18 protein-coding genes and 1 pseudogene are annotated in these 18754 nt (G+C 45.8%); 10 read left to right on the top strand and 9 right to left on the bottom strand.

The features are described from left to right. Positions 1-415 (bottom strand): glycogen debranching N-terminal domain-containing protein (locus tag NDA06_RS23060; RefSeq protein WP_348251877.1); only part of this gene is annotated, 415 nt, incomplete at its 3' end. Between the two features lie 428 nt (positions 416-843). Here NDA06_RS23060 and NDA06_RS23055 point away from each other — a divergent pair. Next, positions 844-2343: a glycoside hydrolase 100 family protein gene (locus tag NDA06_RS23055; RefSeq protein ID WP_190411613.1), complete on the top strand. Its 1500-nt coding sequence runs from the start codon at positions 844-846 to the stop codon at positions 2341-2343. Positions 2344-2350: 7 nt separating this feature from the next. On the opposite strand, the gene NDA06_RS23050 is transcribed toward NDA06_RS23055, so the two are convergent. The 4 genes from NDA06_RS23050 to NDA06_RS23035 all read right to left on the bottom strand — a co-directional run bounded on the left by NDA06_RS23050 (position 2351) and on the right by NDA06_RS23035 (position 5762). Continuing rightward, a complete protein-coding gene (locus tag NDA06_RS23050) occupies positions 2351-3400 on the bottom strand; it encodes a glycosyltransferase family 4 protein (protein ID WP_190986196.1) in 1050 nt (349 codons plus the stop codon). A 75-nt stretch (positions 3401-3475) separates the two neighbouring features. Then, positions 3476-3838, bottom strand: coding sequence for a hypothetical protein (locus NDA06_RS23045; RefSeq protein WP_190986195.1), 363 nt, complete (start codon positions 3836-3838; stop codon positions 3476-3478). A 138-nt stretch (positions 3839-3976) separates the two neighbouring features. Next, positions 3977-4153 (bottom strand): hypothetical protein, encoded by a 177-nt coding sequence (locus NDA06_RS23040; protein WP_190986194.1) that lies wholly within the window; start codon positions 4151-4153, stop codon positions 3977-3979. Between the two features lie 226 nt (positions 4154-4379). After that, the gene (locus tag NDA06_RS23035; protein WP_190986193.1) at positions 4380-5762 is read right to left on the bottom strand and encodes a cytochrome P450; all 1383 of its coding nucleotides are present in this window, start codon (positions 5760-5762) and stop codon (positions 4380-4382) included. A 290-nt stretch (positions 5763-6052) separates the two neighbouring features. Here NDA06_RS23035 and NDA06_RS23030 point away from each other — a divergent pair, with 290 nt between their 5' ends. Then, a complete protein-coding gene (locus NDA06_RS23030) occupies positions 6053-7333 on the top strand; it encodes a sodium:proton antiporter (protein ID WP_190427775.1) in 1281 nt (426 codons plus the stop codon). 46 nt (positions 7334-7379) lie between these two features. Here the strand turns inward: NDA06_RS23030 and mutL are convergent, their stop codons facing one another. Further along, on the bottom strand, positions 7380-9131 hold the full coding sequence (mutL, locus tag NDA06_RS23025; protein ID WP_190986205.1) for a DNA mismatch repair endonuclease MutL: 1752 nt from the start codon (positions 9129-9131) through the stop codon (positions 7380-7382). A gap of 55 nt (positions 9132-9186) precedes the next feature. Here mutL and NDA06_RS23020 point away from each other — a divergent pair, with 55 nt between their 5' ends. Both NDA06_RS23020 and NDA06_RS23015 read left to right on the top strand, forming a co-directional pair. Next, positions 9187-10470, top strand: coding sequence for a P-loop NTPase fold protein (locus tag NDA06_RS23020; RefSeq protein WP_190986192.1), 1284 nt, complete (start codon positions 9187-9189; stop codon positions 10468-10470). Beyond that, positions 10470-12377 (top strand): tetratricopeptide repeat protein, encoded by a 1908-nt coding sequence (locus NDA06_RS23015; protein ID WP_348251876.1) that lies wholly within the window; start codon positions 10470-10472, stop codon positions 12375-12377. Before NDA06_RS23020 ends, NDA06_RS23015 begins: the two co-directional genes overlap by 1 nt. Before the next feature lie 21 nt (positions 12378-12398). Here the strand turns inward: NDA06_RS23015 and NDA06_RS23010 are convergent. Further along, positions 12399-12710, bottom strand: a pseudogene (locus tag NDA06_RS23010) (ATP-binding protein); the annotation flags it as partial. A 201-nt stretch (positions 12711-12911) separates the two neighbouring features. Here NDA06_RS23010 and NDA06_RS23005 point away from each other — a divergent pair. Beyond that, entirely contained in the window at positions 12912-13445 is a 534-nt protein-coding gene (locus NDA06_RS23005) for a rhodanese-like domain-containing protein (RefSeq protein WP_190411620.1), read from the top strand. A 44-nt stretch (positions 13446-13489) separates the two neighbouring features. Here the strand turns inward: NDA06_RS23005 and NDA06_RS23000 are convergent, their stop codons facing one another. Further along, entirely contained in the window at positions 13490-14938 is a 1449-nt protein-coding gene (locus NDA06_RS23000) for a DNA cytosine methyltransferase (protein WP_206755379.1), read from the bottom strand. 484 nt (positions 14939-15422) lie between these two features. On the opposite strand from NDA06_RS23000, the gene NDA06_RS22995 reads away from it, so the two are divergent. The 3 genes from NDA06_RS22995 to NDA06_RS22985 all read left to right on the top strand — a co-directional run bounded on the left by NDA06_RS22995 (position 15423) and on the right by NDA06_RS22985 (position 17453). Further along, complete coding sequence (locus NDA06_RS22995) at positions 15423-16856, top strand: hypothetical protein (protein WP_190986188.1); 1434 nt, start codon at positions 15423-15425, stop codon at positions 16854-16856. 86 nt (positions 16857-16942) lie between these two features. Continuing rightward, a complete protein-coding gene (locus NDA06_RS22990) occupies positions 16943-17173 on the top strand; it encodes a hypothetical protein (RefSeq protein WP_190429772.1) in 231 nt (76 codons plus the stop codon). A gap of 10 nt (positions 17174-17183) precedes the next feature. Then, the gene (locus NDA06_RS22985; RefSeq protein ID WP_199300373.1) at positions 17184-17453 is read left to right on the top strand and encodes a hypothetical protein; all 270 of its coding nucleotides are present in this window, start codon (positions 17184-17186) and stop codon (positions 17451-17453) included. Here NDA06_RS22985 and NDA06_RS22980 read toward each other — a convergent pair. Next, a complete protein-coding gene (locus NDA06_RS22980) occupies positions 17445-18086 on the bottom strand; it encodes a DUF4262 domain-containing protein (RefSeq protein WP_190986187.1) in 642 nt (213 codons plus the stop codon). The genes NDA06_RS22985 and NDA06_RS22980 overlap by 9 nt on opposite strands. A gap of 113 nt (positions 18087-18199) precedes the next feature. Here NDA06_RS22980 and NDA06_RS22975 point away from each other — a divergent pair, with 113 nt between their 5' ends. Both NDA06_RS22975 and NDA06_RS22970 read left to right on the top strand, forming a co-directional pair. Next, positions 18200-18376: a hypothetical protein gene (locus tag NDA06_RS22975; RefSeq protein WP_190986186.1), complete on the top strand. Its 177-nt coding sequence runs from the start codon at positions 18200-18202 to the stop codon at positions 18374-18376. 58 nt (positions 18377-18434) lie between these two features. Beyond that, positions 18435-18629, top strand: coding sequence for a hypothetical protein (locus NDA06_RS22970; RefSeq protein WP_190429779.1), 195 nt, complete (start codon positions 18435-18437; stop codon positions 18627-18629). Positions 18630-18754 lie beyond the last annotated feature (125 nt).

The following is an 18754-nucleotide window of genomic DNA, read 5'->3' as shown; positions in this document are numbered from 1 at the left end:
GAAGAGGTGCAAAGTCAAAAATTGCCCCGCCGTCAATTTGCTCATTTGGCTCTAATTTATCCCCTCCCTCTAATCGCTCTCCTCCGTCCATGCTGGGATTGGTACACAGAACTGAAAGGGCAAATCCTTTGTCAGCTGTGCTACTGAGCAAGACGGGGGAGCGTCCGTTAATTTGCAGTTCCAGGCGACTAAGGAACCGCGTATCGGCGCAGAAAAGCCCCATGCTGGCATTCATGTCATCGCCTAAACACCCGGCAATGTTGCCCAGGGTATCGGTGACTAAAAACAGGTCATTGTCTTTAATAGTAAGAGTCGGTTGGGGGCGATCGCCAAGAACGCAAGGCCACTCTGGAATGGGCAGCTCTTGTGCGGGAACAAAGGTTTTTCCGTCCAGTTCAAGAATATCCGGTGCCATGAATCAGGTTTCTGCTCAAGAATACAGGGTCTTTGTGAGGCTTTAATCAGGGTCACACGATCTAATTTAAAACCTTACCCATCGCTACTGATATTCAGTAGAGGATCGAGGTTTCGACAAATGTGCCCTTTTTATACTTCTACAAATCTAATCAACGATCCGCTCTATCGTTCGGAGAGAACAAAATTTCCAATTTTTTTCCAACTCTCTTACTGCGGACGGATTTTTTCTTCGCTCAACCTGGTCAATCATGCCCTTTGCGGGGATGACGGCGTTAAATGGAAATTCAACAATACACCACACCCTGCATTCTATAGTACGCTCTATTTAAGGGATTATGTTGCACAATTCTCTGGCTTAAAAGTGTCTGTGATGAAGCAGCATCTCGTATAATAGATTGCTCTAGAAATTAAGGAGGTTCGCATCTGATGGGAGTAGAGGCACTGGAAATAGAAGCATTACAAATACTGGTGGATTCGCTTATCTCTTATAAAGGACGGCTGGTTGGAACTCCAGCCGCTCATACTTATAAAAAAGATAAAAATGAAATAAATATCCCCAAAAAAGTTAGTAGAGATACGCTGAATTATGACCAAGTTTTTATTCGTGATTTTGTTCCAGTAGCACTTTTATTTTTAGTTAAAGGTGAATTTTCCGTTCAACTTGATAACAAAAAAGAGGTGACAGTCAACGGCAAGGAAATTGTCAAAAATTTTCTAGAAGTAACGTTAGAACTACACCAGCAAGAAAGATCCGAAACTTTTTTGAATACGGGTCGAGTTTTAATGCCAGCTAGCTTCAAAATTATTAAGAATAAGAAGGGCAAAGAACACTTAGACCCCGATTTTGGTCAGCACGCGATCGCTAGAGTCACGCCAGTTGATTCTAGCCTCTGGTGGATTATCCTGTTGCGGGCTTATTGGAAAGCGACGGGCGACACCTCTTTAGTCCATCAAGCCGACTTCCAAGAAGGAATCAGATTAATTCTGGAACTTTGTTTTAGCGATCGCTTCGATCGAGAACCTACTCTCTTAGTTCCCGATGGAGCTTTTATGATTGACCGTCGAATGGGCATCTATGGATACCCACTAGAAATCCAAGTCCTATTCTACGCTGCCTTGCGTGCTGCTGATGAGCTACTCGACCGCAAAAATCACAACAATAAAGATATTCTCTCAGCGATAGAGAAACGATTGGGTTCTCTGGCTAACCATATTCGGACTGAGTATTGGATGGATATGGATCGTTTAAATCAAACCTATCAGTACAATGTTGAGGAATATGGGGCAACCGCTATCAACAAATACAATATCTATGCCGCATCTATTCCTTATGCTAATTTAGACGAATGGCTGCCAGAAGACGGGGGTTATTTAGTTGGAAATATTGGCCCATCGCAGATGGATTTTCGATTCTTTTCGGTTGGTAACTTGATGGCAATCGTTTGTTCCTTAGTTACCAACGATCAGTCCGAAAAAATCATGAATCTCATCGAAAAACGAGATAAAGAGCTAATTGGACAAATGCCTTTCAAAATCTGTTATCCAGCCATAGAAGACGAAGATTGGAGAATTTTGACGGGTTGCGATCCTAAAAATAGCCCTTGGTCGTATCACAATGGGGGAAGTTGGCCTGTTTTGATGTGGATGTGGGCAGCCGCCGCTCGAAAATTGGGTCAAGATGCAAAAGAAGAAGAATATATGCAGTTTGCAAAAGCAGCAATTGAAAAAGCTGGAAAACGTTTGCAAAAAGAAGATTGGCCTGAATATTATGACGGGAAAAGCGGTCACTTAATTGGTCGAGAAGCCAGAAGGCATCAAACCTGGACTTGTGCCGGGTATTTATTAGCAAAAGAATTGATGACGCCCTCTGGTTTAGATCCCTTAGAATTAATCAAATTCAAGGAAAAAACTTATGCCAAAAATTAGTAATTTGCTAGTGTTTTACTCCTTCCGGATTCCCCATTAGCGTCATTTGATAAGCTCGTTCATACTCATCCACCATCGTCTTGACGCTAAAGCGATTCAAAACGTAGTCTCGGCACGTCTGGCGGTTTAAGGTTATCGCTTGTGGAATTGCGTCAATCATTTCTTGCAGAGAGTGACAAACAAATCCACTCTTGCCATGCGCGATGACTTCTGGCACCGAACCCATCGCCATTCCAATCACCGGCGTCCCCGTTGCCATCGATTCAATCATTACCAAGCCAAATGGTTCCCGCCAGGTAATCGGGAATAGCGTCACGGTGGCACCTCCTAGTAACTGCGCCTTTTCTTCGTGAGAAACTTCACCGAGATATTGGATTTGTTCGCCATCAATCAGCGGTTTTATCTGTTCATGAAAATAAACTTTGTCTACCGGGTCAACCTTACCTGCCATTTTTAAAGGATAGCCGCTGGCACGAGCAATTTTTATTGCTCCTTCCGGACCTTTTTCTGGGGAAATACGCCCCACAAAGGCTAGATAGGGCGGTTCAATTGCTTTTTCCTGAAAGGGATATACTGCTGGGTCGATGCCGTTGTAGACCGTATGGATGTAATTTAAACCGAGTCGGGGTTCTCTCTGAGCTTCACTGATACTGATATAAGGCTCCCATGCAAATTGCCGGAATATTTTCTCATTATCTGGTGTGAAAATGCCGTGTGTGGTGTGTACGGTCGGCGTCTTCACAAAAGGCGTATAGGGCAGAGCTGCATAGCCGACATGGGAGTGAATAATATCAAAGTGATGCGCCTGTTGATAGACCTGAGAGAGCATCATTAGCTCATAAACTCCAGGCTCTTTAATCTTTGAATCTAAGCGCAGCGCCTGGTTATGCACTGACTTCATCTGAGCTTTTGTAATCGAGTCTCCAGAGGCGAATAATGTTACCTGATGACCGCGCCGAACTAATTCATCAGTTAGTAAACTGACAATGAGTTCAATCCCGCCGTAGCGAAAAGGTGGCACTCGTTCCCACAGCGGTGCAATTTGGGCAATTCTCATAAGAAAAACTGGAAGATGACAATCTTCAAAATCTTAGCTTAGTTTGCTCTGTTTAGAAACTAGATGTTTTTACCATTAGCGATATTTGTTGCGAATCACATTGCGGATACTCCAGTAAAAGTTACTCCACTCTTCTACGAAGGTTTTAAGCATGAGAAAAGCGAAAGATATAATTCCTACTGCAATCGCAGCGGCTTTTAAAAGGCTTATCTTGGCACCCGCTATTTTAAATATTCCAGCACAGACTAGAGCAATGATTCCTCCAATTATTATGGATTTTACACTTTTAAAAACAATAACGATAATCACCATAAATATAGATTCTAATCCTGAAAACAAGACATTTATCGCTTTAACTAACTCATTTCCATAACTTAAAAGTAACCAACTACTAATCCCTAAACCTGCACAAATTAGAATAATGTTAAGTATTATCATTATTTTGCCCTGATTAGTTCTTAACTAAAGATACTATGCTTCAACAAATCTGAGAATGAAGAAAACACTTAAAAGTTCCAGATTTTAAGCAGCCTTTAGCTAAAAATACATAGAAATTGAGCATTTACTTCACCCTATTTACCAAATCGTTGTTTTTCTCAATCTTAAACCAGAGGCGATCGCTATCTTGGTAGCGATCGCCTCTGGATGTCCTGACTTTAAAAACTGCTGAATCCTGTAGAGGCGGGGTTTTCCCGCCGCTGCTGTGAATTGCAAGAGGACATGGGAAAGAAGATTTGGTACCAAGACTTGCATATTTTAAGCCCATGACCTTTTCATTAGAAGATAGGACTGAAGACAGAAGGAATCAATAAGAGTCAGAACTGTGCAAATTTACTAGGGATTTTCACAAGCCATTTTTGCAGTGTATAGAGTCTTTTGCATATCTTCAGCCGTACCTGTTAGTTTTCCAAGCGTTTCTTGTAAATCCTGATTGGACTGGCTAAAGCTCAAACTGAATGACAATTGAGCGAACAGTTATTTATGCAGACGTAGAAAGGGGCTGATGTGTTTGAGTATTCTGGGGACGCTGACTGGTGATAAGCATCTGCATCGTTGCCGGGGGTGCTAAGGTAACGCCACGACGGACAGGTTTAACCGGACGTTGATCGGTGAGAGCTAGTTGATAACGCGAAAGCATCTTTGCCAGTACCAGCTTCATTTCAAACAAGGCAAATGCCATCCCGATACAACGACGGTTGCTGCCACCAAAGGGCAAATATTCATAGGGAGAAAATTGCCGTTCCAAAAAGCGTTCAGGCTTGAAAGAATTTGCTTGGGGGTAAATATCCTCACGGTGATGAACCAGATAAATACAGGCAGCAAGCGGTGTACCGGCATCAAATTGATAGCCCATCAGTTGTACTGGCGATCGCGTAATTCGACCAAAAGTAAATATCGCCACTGGATAAATTCGCAACGTTTCCGAGCAAACAGCGTTGAGGTAGGGAAGTTTAGAAATGGCGCTGACATCTGAAACATCCCCAACACTATTGAGTTCCTGGAGAAGCTTGTCATGTACCTCTGGTTGACGGTGTATCCAATACAATGCCCAAGCGATCGCTGAAGCAGTGGTTTCGTGACCCGCCAACAGGAAGGTCATTAACTCATCGCGCAATTCTTCATCCGTCATTGGTTGCCCGTCCGTATCCCGCGCAGACATCAACAGCGTAAGAATATCTGTGCGCTCTGGATCGAATTGCTCCCGGCGTTGCTGAATCTCATCGTAAATGAGTCGGTCAACTTGCTGCCGTTGGCGAAGAAATTTTCCCCAAGGACTCCAAGAACCCAAATCTCGTTGGAGTGATGGAAAAAAGAGGACGGCGGAGGAAAGGGGAGAACTCACAGCATCCAGCATCGAAGTAAGGAGTCCCTTGAGTTCCTGGAAACGCTGACCCTCATTGATGCCAAAGACAGCGCCTAAGATGGTTTCCAGAGAAATCTCTTGCGCGGCGGCACGAATTAGGAAGGGTTTGCCAATCGTTAGCCGATTCATGACTTCCTCGGTAATGTCACAAATCAACTTGCCGTAAGCTCGCATTCGTTCCCCGTGAAAGGGGGGAGTCAATAGCTGTCGCTGGCGCTGGTGGCGATCGCCATCTAGTAATATCAGAGATTGGTCGCCCAGCAAAGGTTGTAAAATCTTATTCCCACTACCGCTGTTAAATTGTCTGGGATCTGCCGTTAACAGCTCCTGAATTCCTTGCGGATTGCTAATGAGTACATACGGGGGAAAGCCACCCCAGCGGGCTGTGAAGCAGTCACCATAAGCTTTAACAGACGTTTCTAGGTACTGCACGGGCTGGGAAATCCATTGGAGTAGTTGCAGGAATTGCAGCGTCTGCGGCCCATCAGGCAGTGTCATGGCGTTTTTCCTTTTATTTTTTCCTTTTATCGATCGCAAAACTAAGCTAGCAGAGGCAGCGATGCGATCGCTGTAATCTGGAGCGAAAACCTTCCACTAGAAAACCTTCCACTACAGGATAATTTGGCGTCAGGGTTTAGAGGCTTTTAAGGAGTGCGATCCTCAGCCTTCAGTCGTAAAAGTGGATCGATCGCATTTTGTCTAAAATCTAGCCCGGTGATGATTTGGGGTCTTCGGCAAGTCAGTAGAGTTCAGAGGGTACTGTTTTCAACTATGCGATCGCTAAATGTATGCTCCAAGTCCTATTCCCTCCTGTATCTATCTATATTCTTGACCTGTTGGTGATTGGTCTACTCCTGCTGATGGTTACTTTGGGATCGGGCTGGATTAAACGATTACCCCTCTCCTATGCCATCATTTACCTGCTCGTGGGTATCGGATTAGGGCAATACGGGCTTAAGTTAATTCAGATACGACCAGACGCCGAATTTCTGGAACGACTAACGGAATTTGTGGTGATTGTCTCCGTCTTTAACTGCGGTCTAAAGATGAATCGCCCACTCAGATTAAGGTCGTGGAACACAACAGTGCGGTTGATTGGATTTCTGATGCCGATTTCAATTTTTGCGATCGCTGCGGTTGGTCACTGGTTTTTAAAAATGGATTGGGGTCCAGCGATTTTACTCGGTGCAATTCTCGCCCCAACCGATCCAGTCTTGGCTTCAGAAGTTCAGATGGGAGATCTAAAAGATAAAGATGAGCTGCGCTTTGGTTTAACTTCGGAAGGGGGTTTAAACGATGCGCTCGCTTTTCCGTTTGTTTATTTCGGGATTCACTCCTTAAAAGATAGCAACTGGGACAACTGGTTTAAACAATGGGTAGCGGTTGATTTACTTTGGGCGATCGCAGCTGGCATTGTCATGGGAATTATCGCGGCAAAAATGGTTGTTTTGGTTGACCAGCAACTGCAACGTTTCCGCCAGGTCGATGAGTTGATGGAGGATTTTGTTGCTCTCAGTACGATTTTAATTACCTATGCTTTGACAGAAATTGTTAATGGCTACGGCTTTTTGGCAGTTTTTGTGGCTGGAGTCGTCGTTCAGCGGAGTTACCACGATCCCGAAAAGAAAATTTCGCAATTTGAATTCACCGAACAAGTTGAGAAATTACTGGAAGTTGCAACAATTTTGATCTTAGGAACGCTATTGCGGTATGAGCCGATTCGCCAGTTTGGTGGTCAGGGTCTCTTGGTAGCAGTCTTGTTGATTTTTTTGATTCGACCTCTGGGAGTTTGGATTAGCTTTCTCGGTCGTCGCTACCCCTCTGAAACCCGCTTTTTGTTTGGCTGGTTTGGTATTCGTGGCGTTGGTTCTTTATATTATCTTTCCTATGCTTTTGGCGAAGGTTTAAAAGATACTTTGGGCGAACAAATTGCCTGGATTACTTACATCGTCATCGTGATTTCTGTATTTTTGCATGGGATTAGTGCTACTCCTTTGATGAATTGGTACGAACACAATATCAAGAGAGAAGGGAGGAAAAAGAAACAAAAGGTTACTGCTGATTCTTGATAATTCAGTAAGGACACGGCATTGCCGTGTCCTTACTGAATTATCTCTAAATCCCATGACTTTTGCCAATTACCCAATGACGGCGGAAGAAACGCGAAAGCGCTGATTCTTCTAGGGACAAATAAATTGGACGACCGTGGGGACAAGTGCGAGGATGACGAGTTCGCTGCCATTGCTCTAAGAGAGTTTGCATCTGGGGCAAGCCGAGAGGAGTCCCGTTGCGGATGGCGGTGCGGCAGGCGATCGCTACTTGAGCGGTTTGCAAATCTCCACCTAAGCTGAGTTCCACTAAGGCGTCGGCACGATCTTCTCGCTCTTGTAAGGGTGCGGGTGCCGTGCGAATCGCCCACAGTTGCTCTCCAAAAGGTTCTATATCTAAGTTGATCTGTTCGAGTTGCTGGATCTGGGCGGGAGAGAGATGATTCAAGATGACGGGGGGTTCTAGGGGGACGAGTTGCCAAGCTTGGCACAACTGCTCGTACAAAACCCGTTCGTGGGCAATGTGCTGCTCCACCAACCACACCCCAGCCGGATGCTCTGCCACAATGTAGGTGTTGTGAACTTGGGCAACGGCTCGGAGTTCCATCAATCCGATCTCATCAGTTTTCTTTGCCTGAGTATCCGTTGGCTGCGATTGAAGGGAACGATTGACGCTGTAGGCACTTTTCGCTTCCGCTGCTTTGATCAGGCGGCTAACTCGCTCTGGGGTTTTTTCCAGAATTGTCCCCACATTCAGACGCAAGGCTTGCTCAATCGCTGATGTCACCTGTTCTTGCCAGTAATTGAGCTGGTTTAAGTAAATTTCGGCTTTGGCGGGATGGCGGTTCCAGTCTATTTGACTGGCACAGATGAAAAGATGCAGAAAACAGATCGGATAGCGATCGCGCGGTAGCGTTCGCATTAAAGCCCCCAGAATCGTTTGCTCCAGTTCCGGCGACTTTACGTGCCGTCCATTCATCGCCACTCGTACCCAATCGGGACGGCGGCGATGGCATCTGTCTGGCAAGCCGAGTACCACTGTCAGGGTTGAGTTTTGACGGGAATTGGATTCTCCCTGGCTCCCCGGCGTGTCTGTTCCTGTTTTTTCTGGGATTTTTTCTGGGAATGTTGGCACTTCCACTGTCAGATGCTGCAAATCACTCGGTCGGATTTCCCGGAGAATTTGAGGCAAAATCTGTTGCGCTGTCTTCCCAGGACTAATGGTGAACCATTGGCGGTCATTTTGCTGAACCTGCCAGGTGACATGAGGATGACAAAGGGCGATTTGCTGAATCGTGGCTTGCACTGATCTGAGTTGTTGGGCGACGGAAGGCATTCCCTGACGCCGCGCCAACCAATTGCCAAACAGATTAGAGACGGTGACAACCGTACCGGGAGCGATCGCTACAGTTTCCACCTGCACGGATTCCCCGACTGAGTTATAAACCACTCGCCAACCTTCAGAACTTCCCGCAGAACGACTAAAAATCTCCAATTCTGCTAAAGCCGCCAAACTGTGCAACGCCTCTCCCCGAAATCCCAGACTGCTAATTTTCCACAAGTCTTCCAAGTCGCGGATTTTGCTGGTGCTGTGGGCAGTTGCAGCTTCTTTCAGGTCTACCAAGTCCATGCCGCACCCATTGTCTGCGACTCGTACCCGCCACTGTTCCGGCGATAGGGAGATGCTGATGCGCGTTGCACCGGCGTCAAGGGCGTTTTCCGCTAATTCCCGCACCACAGCAGCCAAAGAGTCAATGACTTCTCCGGCGGCAATTAGATTGACTACCTCTGTCGGTAGAGTTTGAATACCAGACACCAGACAACTTGGGGATAGGACATGATATGAGTAGTTAGCACCAATACAGCATAACGCGATGACCAGCGAGTTATTAGAATCTTTTCGGGAAGCTTATAGGAACTTAGATTTATTGCCGCTAATAGACGAAAATGAACTCAAGAAATTTCGCGTTGATTATGGTAGCGAAATCATTGAGGAATTAGAGCAATTAGTAGAGGATAGTCCTGCTGCTGATGGCAAGATTATTTTTACGGGACATCGCGGTTGTGGCAAGTCTACATTGTTAGCTGAATTTGGGCGGCGATGTGGCGATCGCTATTTTGTCGTGTTCTTTTCCATATCGGACACGATTGAAATGTCGGATGTAAATCATATCAATATTTTGTTTGCGATCGCAGTTAATTTAATGGTAGAGGCGGAAAAGAACCAAGTACAAATTCCTCCTAAAACTAAAGATGCTTTTCATAAGTGGTTTGCTACCAGAACTAAAATCGAGGAAGAAAAGCTGAGCGCGGAAACTTCTGCTGGTTTTGATTTATTTAAAATAATCGGAGGCAAACTGAAGGCAGATGCCGCGATTCGTCATGAAATTAAACAGGAGTTTGAAAGAAAAATTTCCGAACTAGTAGCCCGAATCAATGAAATTGCTGCTGTCATTCAGGCATCAACGAATAAAGATGTTTTAGTTATTATCGACGATTTAGATAAAATAGAGTTAGCACGAGTTAACGATATTTATCGCGATAATATTAAAGCCCTTTGTTTACCTCAGTTTCGCGTTATTTACACGATTCCAATTGCCGTCTTGCGCGATAAATTTCTCAGACCTTTAATTGAGACGGAAACTAACGACCAAGTTGTGCCAATGCCAGTCATCAAATTATTTGAGAAAGGAGCTAGCCGCCAACCGAATCCAATTCCTCGCGCTGAAGCGATGAATATTTTGTGCGAAGTCATTAGTAAGCGGATTTCTAACACTTTACTAGAAAGGCAGACAGCAGAAAAAATTGTCATTGCTAGCGGCGGAGTGTTGCGAGAATTGATTCGTCTGGCTAATGAATGTTGTCGAATCTGTCTGCGCTTAGTGCGACGACAGCCGCAGCGACCATTGACTATTAACGATACAATATTAGATGAAGCTATTAACAATATTCGCAATGACTTTGCCGTGCCTTTAGGTAAATTAGATTACGAAATATTACAAACAACTTACCAAAACTTTGAACCAAACGACCCGAAAAGTTCAGAATTTTTGGATTTACTGCACGGACTCTATGTACTAGAGTATCGTAATCGTCAAAATTGGTACGACGTTCACCCCATAGTTATCGATTTGTTGAGAGATAGGGGGTTAATTTAATGATTCGATATCACGCTTCAGATTGGGAGGAAAAAAATGAAATAGCTTATGAAGATTTGCTAGTGGCAATTGAAGCTAGCGAAGGCATATTAAGTATATTAATTGCAGTTTGCGATGACAACAATTTTCGCGAACAAATAATTGCTCGTTATGAAGCTGAACTAGCTCCAGAGATTCGTTCCTATCGAGTAACATTAGCGCGAGGCGAACCAAGTCTTAGAGCTGCGATCGCTGAATTAGTACAAAAAGATGAGTATTTACAAAATCAAGGTAAAGCAGTTTTAACTATCACTGGTACAGAGCAACTTTATTTCCTAAAACTCGGTGCAGAGCGTTCGGAACAAGAGGTTTTTTTCGGTTATTTACAGTGGACGCGGGAAGGATTGCGAGAATTTCCTTATCCTATTGTCCTCTGGATAAATAATCAAATTCTCAGCAATTTAAGTAAAAAAGCTCCTGATTTTTGGAGTTGGCGCAAAGGTGTCTTTCGCTTCGAGTCGAAAAAAACGGCTTTAATCCCGATTAGGGAAATTTCGCCATTTCGGACATTTATAGATGACAGTGACATGGCTAACAAAGATGATGAAGACCCTTATTTTTTGCCTATAGAAGATTTACAACAATTGATTCAACAAATCGAACAGCAACGAGGGACTAAAGACCCTAATTTGGCTGTCTTATATTCTAGGATTGGGAATATTTATAAAAGAAGAGTGGAGCGGGGAGAGTGTCAAGATTACCAAAAAGAACAAGAACTGGCAATAGAGTATTTTGGCAGGGCTATTGCTTTAGAAAAAGAGTTAAGGTTATTAACAGAATTAGCAACTGACCTCAACAACTTAGCCGGACTCTACCGAAGTCAAGGACGCTACAGCGAAGCAGAACCATTGTATCTGCAAGCGATTGACATCGATAAAAAAAGTCTCCCCGCCGACCATCCAGGAATAGCAACTGACCTCAACAACTTAGCGGGTCTCTACGAAAGTCAAGGACGCTACAGCGAAGCGGAACCATTGTATCTGCAAGCACTTGACATCGATAAAAAAAGTCTTCCCTCCGACCATCCAGAAATTGCCACCGACCTCAACAACTTAGCCGGACTCTACTATCGTCAAGGACGCTACAGCGAAGCGGAACCATTGTATCTGCAAGCACTTGACATCCATAAAAAAAGTCTCCCCGCCGACCATCCCAATATTGCCATCCACCTCAACAACTTAGCCCTTCTCTACGAAAGTCAAGGACGCTACAGCGAAGCGGAACCATTGTATCTACAAGCGATTGACATCGATAAAAAAAGTCTCCCCTCCGACCATCCAGGAATAGCAACCGACCTCAACAACTTAGCCGAACTCTACCGAAATCAAGGACGCTACAGCGAAGCGGAACCATTGTATCTGCAAGCGATTGACATCGATAAAAAAAGTCTCCCCGCCGACCATCCAGGAATAGCAACCGACCTCAACAACTTAGCCGGACTCTACCGAAGTCAAGGACGCTACAGCGAAGCGGAACCATTGTATCTACAAGCGATTGACATCGATAAAAAAAGTCTCCCCGCCGACCATCCACAAATTGCCACCCACCTCAACCACTTAGCCGGACTCTACCGAAATCAAGGACGCTACAGCGAAGCGGAACCTTTGTATCTGCAAGCAATTGACATCAATAAAAAAAGTCTCCCCGCCGACCATCCACACATTGCCACCGGCCTCAACAACTTAGCCGAACTCTACCGAAGTCAAGGACGCTACAGCGAAGCGGAACCATTGTATCTGCAAGCATTAGAAATTAGCGATCGCGCATTAGGAGCAAATCATCCTCAACCTGTTACTATTCGGAAAAATCTGGAGAGGATGCGTGCTGAGATAGCATCTAGCAACTCGCATTCAGCTAATTCTCCGTAACTAGCTTTGGCAAGGTAAAGCTGCCAAACTGTGCAAAGCCTCTCCCCAAAATCCCAGACTGCTAATTTTCCACAAGTCTTCTAAGTCGCGGATTTTGCTGGTGCTGTGGGCAGTTGCAGCTTGTTTCAGGTCTACCAAATCCATGCCGCAGCCATTGTCTGCGACTCGTACCCGCCACTGTTCCGGCGATAGGCAAATGCTGATGCGCGTTGCACCAGCGTCAAGGGCATTTTCCGCTAATTCCCGCACTACAGCCGCCAAAGAGTCAATGACTTCTCCAGCGGCGATTAAATTTACTACCTCTGCCGGTAGAGTTTGAATACTAGACACCATGAGATCCAGTTTAGTTTAGGCGAGAGTTGCTGTTTATTTGCCGCAATTTTGCCGAAAATATTTGTCAATTGGGATAGGAATTCTAACACTTTACTCTGCCTAAAGAAGGATTATTTAAATGTTCTTTCTCCAGAAAGAGAAGTTAAATATCAAATTTTGATTAAATTTCCATTGAAGAGATCAATTACTTAGAGTTTTTTTATGAGTGACATTCAAAACAACATTGAAGGCGCTAAAGACAAAGCCGTAAGTGGCGTTGAAAGCGCTAGTGCCAAGGTTCAAGACACCATTTCTAAGGCAAAAGAAGCCCTTCCAGATATTACTCCCACCCCACCGGGAATGAAAACGCAGTCCAGCGTGAATGACCTGAAATCCCGTCTGGAATGGGGCGAGCCAGCTTTAACAATTCTCGATGTGCGCGAGCGCGGTGCCTTCAACGAAGGCCACATCATGGGAGCCATGTCCATGCCGATGGATGAATTAGTAGAGCGTGCGAAAACTAGCCTTCGTCCCGCCCGCGATATCTACGTCTATGGCGACAGCGACACCGAAACCTCTCGCGCAGCTTCCGAACTTCGCTCGGCTGGATTCCAGTCCGTGGCTGAACTCAAAGGCGGTTTTCCTGCATGGAAAGCGATCGCGGGTCCTACAGAAGGGGCTGCTGAATCCCAAAATCCTCCAGGAGCACCGGGATACAATCCTGTCTCTGCAACCAAGAGTCAGGTACAAAAGTAGATTTAGCGATTTGTCAGTCGTCAGTTCTCAGTAGTGGGTTGCAATCAACCATGACGATTGACGCTTATCCAATAGTGAGCCGCGTCCCACGGGTTAAACCTCACTAGCTCGATATCACCCAAATTTATCGGCTGTTGTGGCATGGGTGGTCTGATCCCTAAGGCAGCAATAACTTGATACCCGACGGCTCTTGCCAGTTTTGGCGGCACGGCGTTTCCAATTTGTCGAAACCCGTGCCATTTTGTTGTGTGGAAGCGGAACCAGTCCGGAAAAGAGTGCAGTCGCGCCGCCTCGCGGACTGAAATCACTCTGGGATAAGTTGGATGAATCGGACGGGGAGAGGTGTAGCGACCGCCTCCAGAACCCGTACCGGCGCGTAAGGTATGAGACAGCGTATCCCAATTCAACCGTCGAAAGCGACTCACCGATTCTAGCTGTCCGGGCACTGTTTTCTCGAACCGTTCAATCGAAGCTACCGTGTGTTGGGTTCGCAGAGAGCTAGTCAACAGATGAGGATTGACTAGCCGGGGATAGGCGAAATTATTCGGTTCGGGTGCGATCCCCATTAAGTGCTGTGCATAGATGCTGGCTAATGTCTCCATCTGCTCTAGTTGTCGCTGCTGTAGCAAGACTTCATCAGTTGTCAGGAGTTCGGGAAAATCATCTAGGTTGGGGAGATCGGCGATCGCATCCTTCACGGTCACTCGAAAGGATAAAGAGTGCAGGCTCAAAGGATTCTTCTTTTTGCCTCTTTTCTTTGGCAAGGAAGTCTTTGGCAAGGAAATATCGGGGAATGAAGTATCGGGGAATAAAGTATCCGGGAATGAAGTATCGGGGAAGGTTGTCTTAACGCCTTTACCTGCGACAAAACCTGCGACAACAGGATAAGACAAAGGCACCTCCCCGGCACGAGTTCCTAATAAAAATAGCCTTTTCCGATTCTGCGGCACCCCAAAATCCGCCGCATTTAATACCTGCACGGGTTCGGTGATGTGGTACTCAACGGATTTAAACGCACTCTTGAGCCGTTCCAGATAAATCGCGTGTTCTTTCTGAGCAATGCCGGGTACGTTCTCCATGAGAAAGTAACGGGGTTGCAGTTCAATGACTAATCGACAGAAATGCAATACCAAATCGTTGCGCTCATCGTCGAGACGCCGCTTGCCCATTAAAGAGAACCCTTGGCAAGGGGGTCCCCCAATTGCTAAATCGATTTCACCATTCCAAGCGGGTGCGGGTGGGGAAACCCCGCTGCTACCCTTGTGCAATGCCCATCTCTGTAGCGCTTTTCTAATCGCTTCAGCGGATAGCGTCCTCGCATCGGCACACAAAACCTCGGTATGGGGAAAGTTAAAGGCGTGAACGGCTGCGTGAACGGGGTCAACTTCAACTGCCACCGCTACATCAAACCCAGCCTGCTCAATCCCTAAAGAAAATCCACCCGCACCCGCAAATAAATCGACCGCAACCGGACGGCGATAGAAATGAACCATCCCCATACAGGTGTTCTGACTTGGTAGAGAATTTGTATTCTATCGTCAGTCTCTAAAGCGCAAAAATTTTTTTCCAGTCTCTTGACGGTATTGTATTACTTTTGTAGTATATAGAAGTATCTGATTTTGAAGCCATCTGCCAGTAGCCGTGGAAGCGAAACCGACGCTTTTAGGCGACGTGACTTTATCTCCAAGAGCAGACGGCACTTATATTTTTCTGCTCCGCGCCCAGATGAGTGAAGGATACACACCTAGGGTTCTGGTTGTCATGGGTTCAAATCCCATTCTCTCCAATTGGAGATGTAGCTCAGTGGTAGAGCACCAGAAAAAGTGAAACGGCTTTGCCGACTTGCGCGGAGCTTATAATTTCCAATTCTTCAAGCGTTCACCCCGTATCCAAACTGAGAAAGCTTACATACTTATTTCCAAAGTAACCAAGAGCTTTCTCAACTTGTATGGGGTGACTTATATCGAGGTGATTCCTGTGCAAACAGCCGAGCGCGACTTGCGTTTAGATATGTTGAATAGTCTGCTAACCACGCCTCACCGGGAGCTAGAGAAGGTGAGTGAAGTTCACAAGACGATGGTGGAAAGCGACCCCATCTTCTACGGACATTTGGCAGTCTGGTATCAGCGCAATGGGGATGTCCGCGACCACAAAGAGGTATTTGTGGGGAGTTTGCTGAGCAGTAGCTTAGGGGAACACCGCGACGCTGGTTATGTGCTTTTGCAAGAGTTTCCGCCTTATCAAGTCGCGCGGATTGTAGACTTCTTGAAGCAACACCGGGGTAAGTTGCCGCGTTCTACTCGAACTGCGGTGCGGCGCTATCTGAAGGAACGGGAGAAAAATCCTGTATTCTTCGATCGGGCAGCGCTACGGGCACGGAGTGCGATGAAGCACCTGTATGCTAGTTTGCATATTAAACCGAGCGATCGCGCGGATGCAGTGTTATTTAAGGACAACCCGCCAGAAGATAGCCTCGCGTTTGCGCTGAAGCTGATGGCGATCGCATCTTCACCCTTAGAGCAAGCGCAACTGATTGTAGAACACAAAATTCCCTACACAGTTGCCGTGGGAGCCATCAAACAAATGACCCCCACCGTGCTAGTCGCGCTGATTAACTCCATGACACCACAAGAGGTAATTAACAACCTCAAGTCACTGCAAGCTCGCGGTGCGATGGAAAACCCCCAGGTAAAAGCACTCATCGACGAGAAATTGGAGAAAGCGCAAGGAGATATCCGAGTAGCAGCTTTAAAAGCGCGTGTAGCAGCAGATGCGGCAGAATTAGACGCCGATACCGCTGCACGGTTAGAGCGGGTCATGGACGAACAGGTAAAAAAGCGTGGCAAAATTGCTAAACCGACTGCCTTATTAGTTGATAAATCTAGCTCGATGGAAAGCGCCATCGAAGTCGGAAAGCGCATCGCCGCTCTAATTTCCGGCATGGCGGCGGCAGATTTATTTGTCTACGCCTTTGACACCATGCCTTACCCCGTCAAAGCGTCCGGGAACCAGTTGAGCGACTGGGAACGGGCATTCCAGCACATCAAAGCAAACGGTGCCACCAGCATCGGTTGCGGGTTGGAAGCGATGCGCCTAAGAAAGCAGCTGGTTGAGCAAATCATCCTGGTGACGGACGGAGGAGAAAATAAAGCTCCCTACTTTGTGGAAACTTTCGACGCCTACAAGCGCGAGCTCAAAGTAGAGCCAAGCGTCCTCATCGTCAAAGTAGGTTATTCCTACGATTGGTTAGAGCGCAAGTTACAGGAAAAACAGGCGCAGATAGATACTTTCACCTTTGCGGGTGATTACTACTCGTTGCCGAACTTGATGCCACTTTTATCTCGTCCTTCGCGTCTAGAGTTGCTGATGGAAATTCTGGAGACACCTTTGCCAGTCCGGGATGACAAGTAGGGGTAGGTTTTAAAAAACTTACCCTGACAAAAAAAGTAGGGTGGGCAGTGCCCACCCTACGCTGGACTGCATAGGTTTCGCTATCGGTGAAATATATCAACGATAAATGTAGATTTGCCGCTAGTGGCAAATCCTTGCCAAAAATATATTCATCCCAAAAAGATGCCATGAGCGAAATACAGACAGCGTACAAAGTGGTAGCCCTTGCCGTATGGCAAATTGCTGGCGAAGAGCATCCCGATGATTTAGCAATATTAAAACGAATTTTTCGCGTTAAAGCAAAGGGAAAAAGAATTCAGACTTATTTCAAATTTTAATAAATTTGTCATGAGCATTTTTAAAGTAGAAATAGTCAAAATTAATAGCGCCAATCCTCACCCAAATGCAGACAGATTAGACATTTGCACGTTTGAAGGGATGGCGTATCAGGTTATTACCGCCAAGGGTAATTTCAAATCTGGGGATTTGGCGTTCTACTTTCCGATTGATAGTATTATTTCCGAAAAGTTTTTAGATGAATTGAGGATTCGTCCTTATTACTCTAAAAAACTACGGGCAGTTACGGCTATACCAAGCAAACCCTACAACTCAGGTTAGCAAGGGTTGAGCTTGAATTGGGCGGAACCCTTCTTCCCAAGGCCAGCGGTATTCTTTGTCTTGCCAAATCATCTGGATAACAGGATAGTGGAGACCTCCGTTAAACCAGGAAGCCCAGCAGGTGTATTCTGTTTTTGCCTTGTTACTACAAAGTTTAAATTGGAGCTGATAACCGTCAGCAAGTACGCCATCCAAAGGAGTATCCAGAGGCGGGGCATTCCCCTCGGCAATTTCTTGAGCGTATTCGTTAATCAGTCCCCCTGAAACGCGATTAGGAAGCCCTACACATAAGATTTCTGGGTGTTGAAAGTTATACCAAAGTCCAATTGAGTATGTGAACTCTGGTTCGTCATCTTCTTCATTTGGATAAACGCCCATCAAGTGGCAATTATGTGGACTGTACAAAACATTATCGATTACAGATCCTTCGGGGGTATCTTCAATTGTTGTTATTGCCGACATCCAAACATCAGGGGCAATTTCTTTCTCTTGAGCATCGTTAAACAAGGCAGCGGCTTGAACAAATCCGTTATTAATCAAGGCATCCGCCAGGAATGATGTGGCTTTGAGCCGTTCTCCAGCGACCAGATATGTTTGTAGGGTTTCTAGCGCTTGCTCTCTACTGAGTGTCATAGTGTCTATTTTTGAAATGGAGTCACGCTGACTTGGGATGGAGGATTGCAGATTGCAGAAGTCTCAGCTCAAGTATAAGTTTAGCTGACTTGTTTTTAGCTATTTCATCGCGTATGACACAATCTAACTTCTACGAGCAGATGCAGCTATCTTACAGAGAAATTGCTTGGTGGATACGCCTTTGCGCGATCGCTAGAGCCAAAATTGGTACAGAAGAGCGATCGCGTCTTGTCTCTGTTCAAAACTGCGATCGCTACCTCCTCCGCAAAGACGGTACTGAGTTGCATTAGTCAATATCAAATTTATGGCACGGTATATAGGTGTAGGGGCACACGAGTGTGCGCTCTTATGATTAGAAAAATAGAAACCTACGATTGGCTGGAGCGTCGGTTACAGGAAAAACAGGTGCAAGTAGATACTTTCAGCTTTGCGGGTGACTACTACTCGCTGCCGAATCTTATCCTGCTTTTGTCTCGTCCTTCGCGTCTAGAGTTGCTAATGGAAATTCTGGAGACACCGCTACCAGTACGGGATGATAAGTAACTGCTCAAAGAATAGACCTCCTGCATGAATGGTCAAGTAGTGTGCCAGTTCATAATCGAGATTGCACAATAAGGGAGTAGATCAGCATCAAGAAACTGGGGAGTTGGTATGCCGTATACGGAGCT

It is taken from the genome of Trichocoleus sp. ST-U1 (assembly GCF_039961835.1).
Lineage (GTDB): Bacteria > Cyanobacteriota > Cyanobacteriia > Cyanobacteriales > FACHB-T130 > FACHB-T130.
The sequence above is the reverse complement of the archived record's forward strand: the minus strand, read 5'-3'. Positions and strand labels throughout refer to the sequence as shown.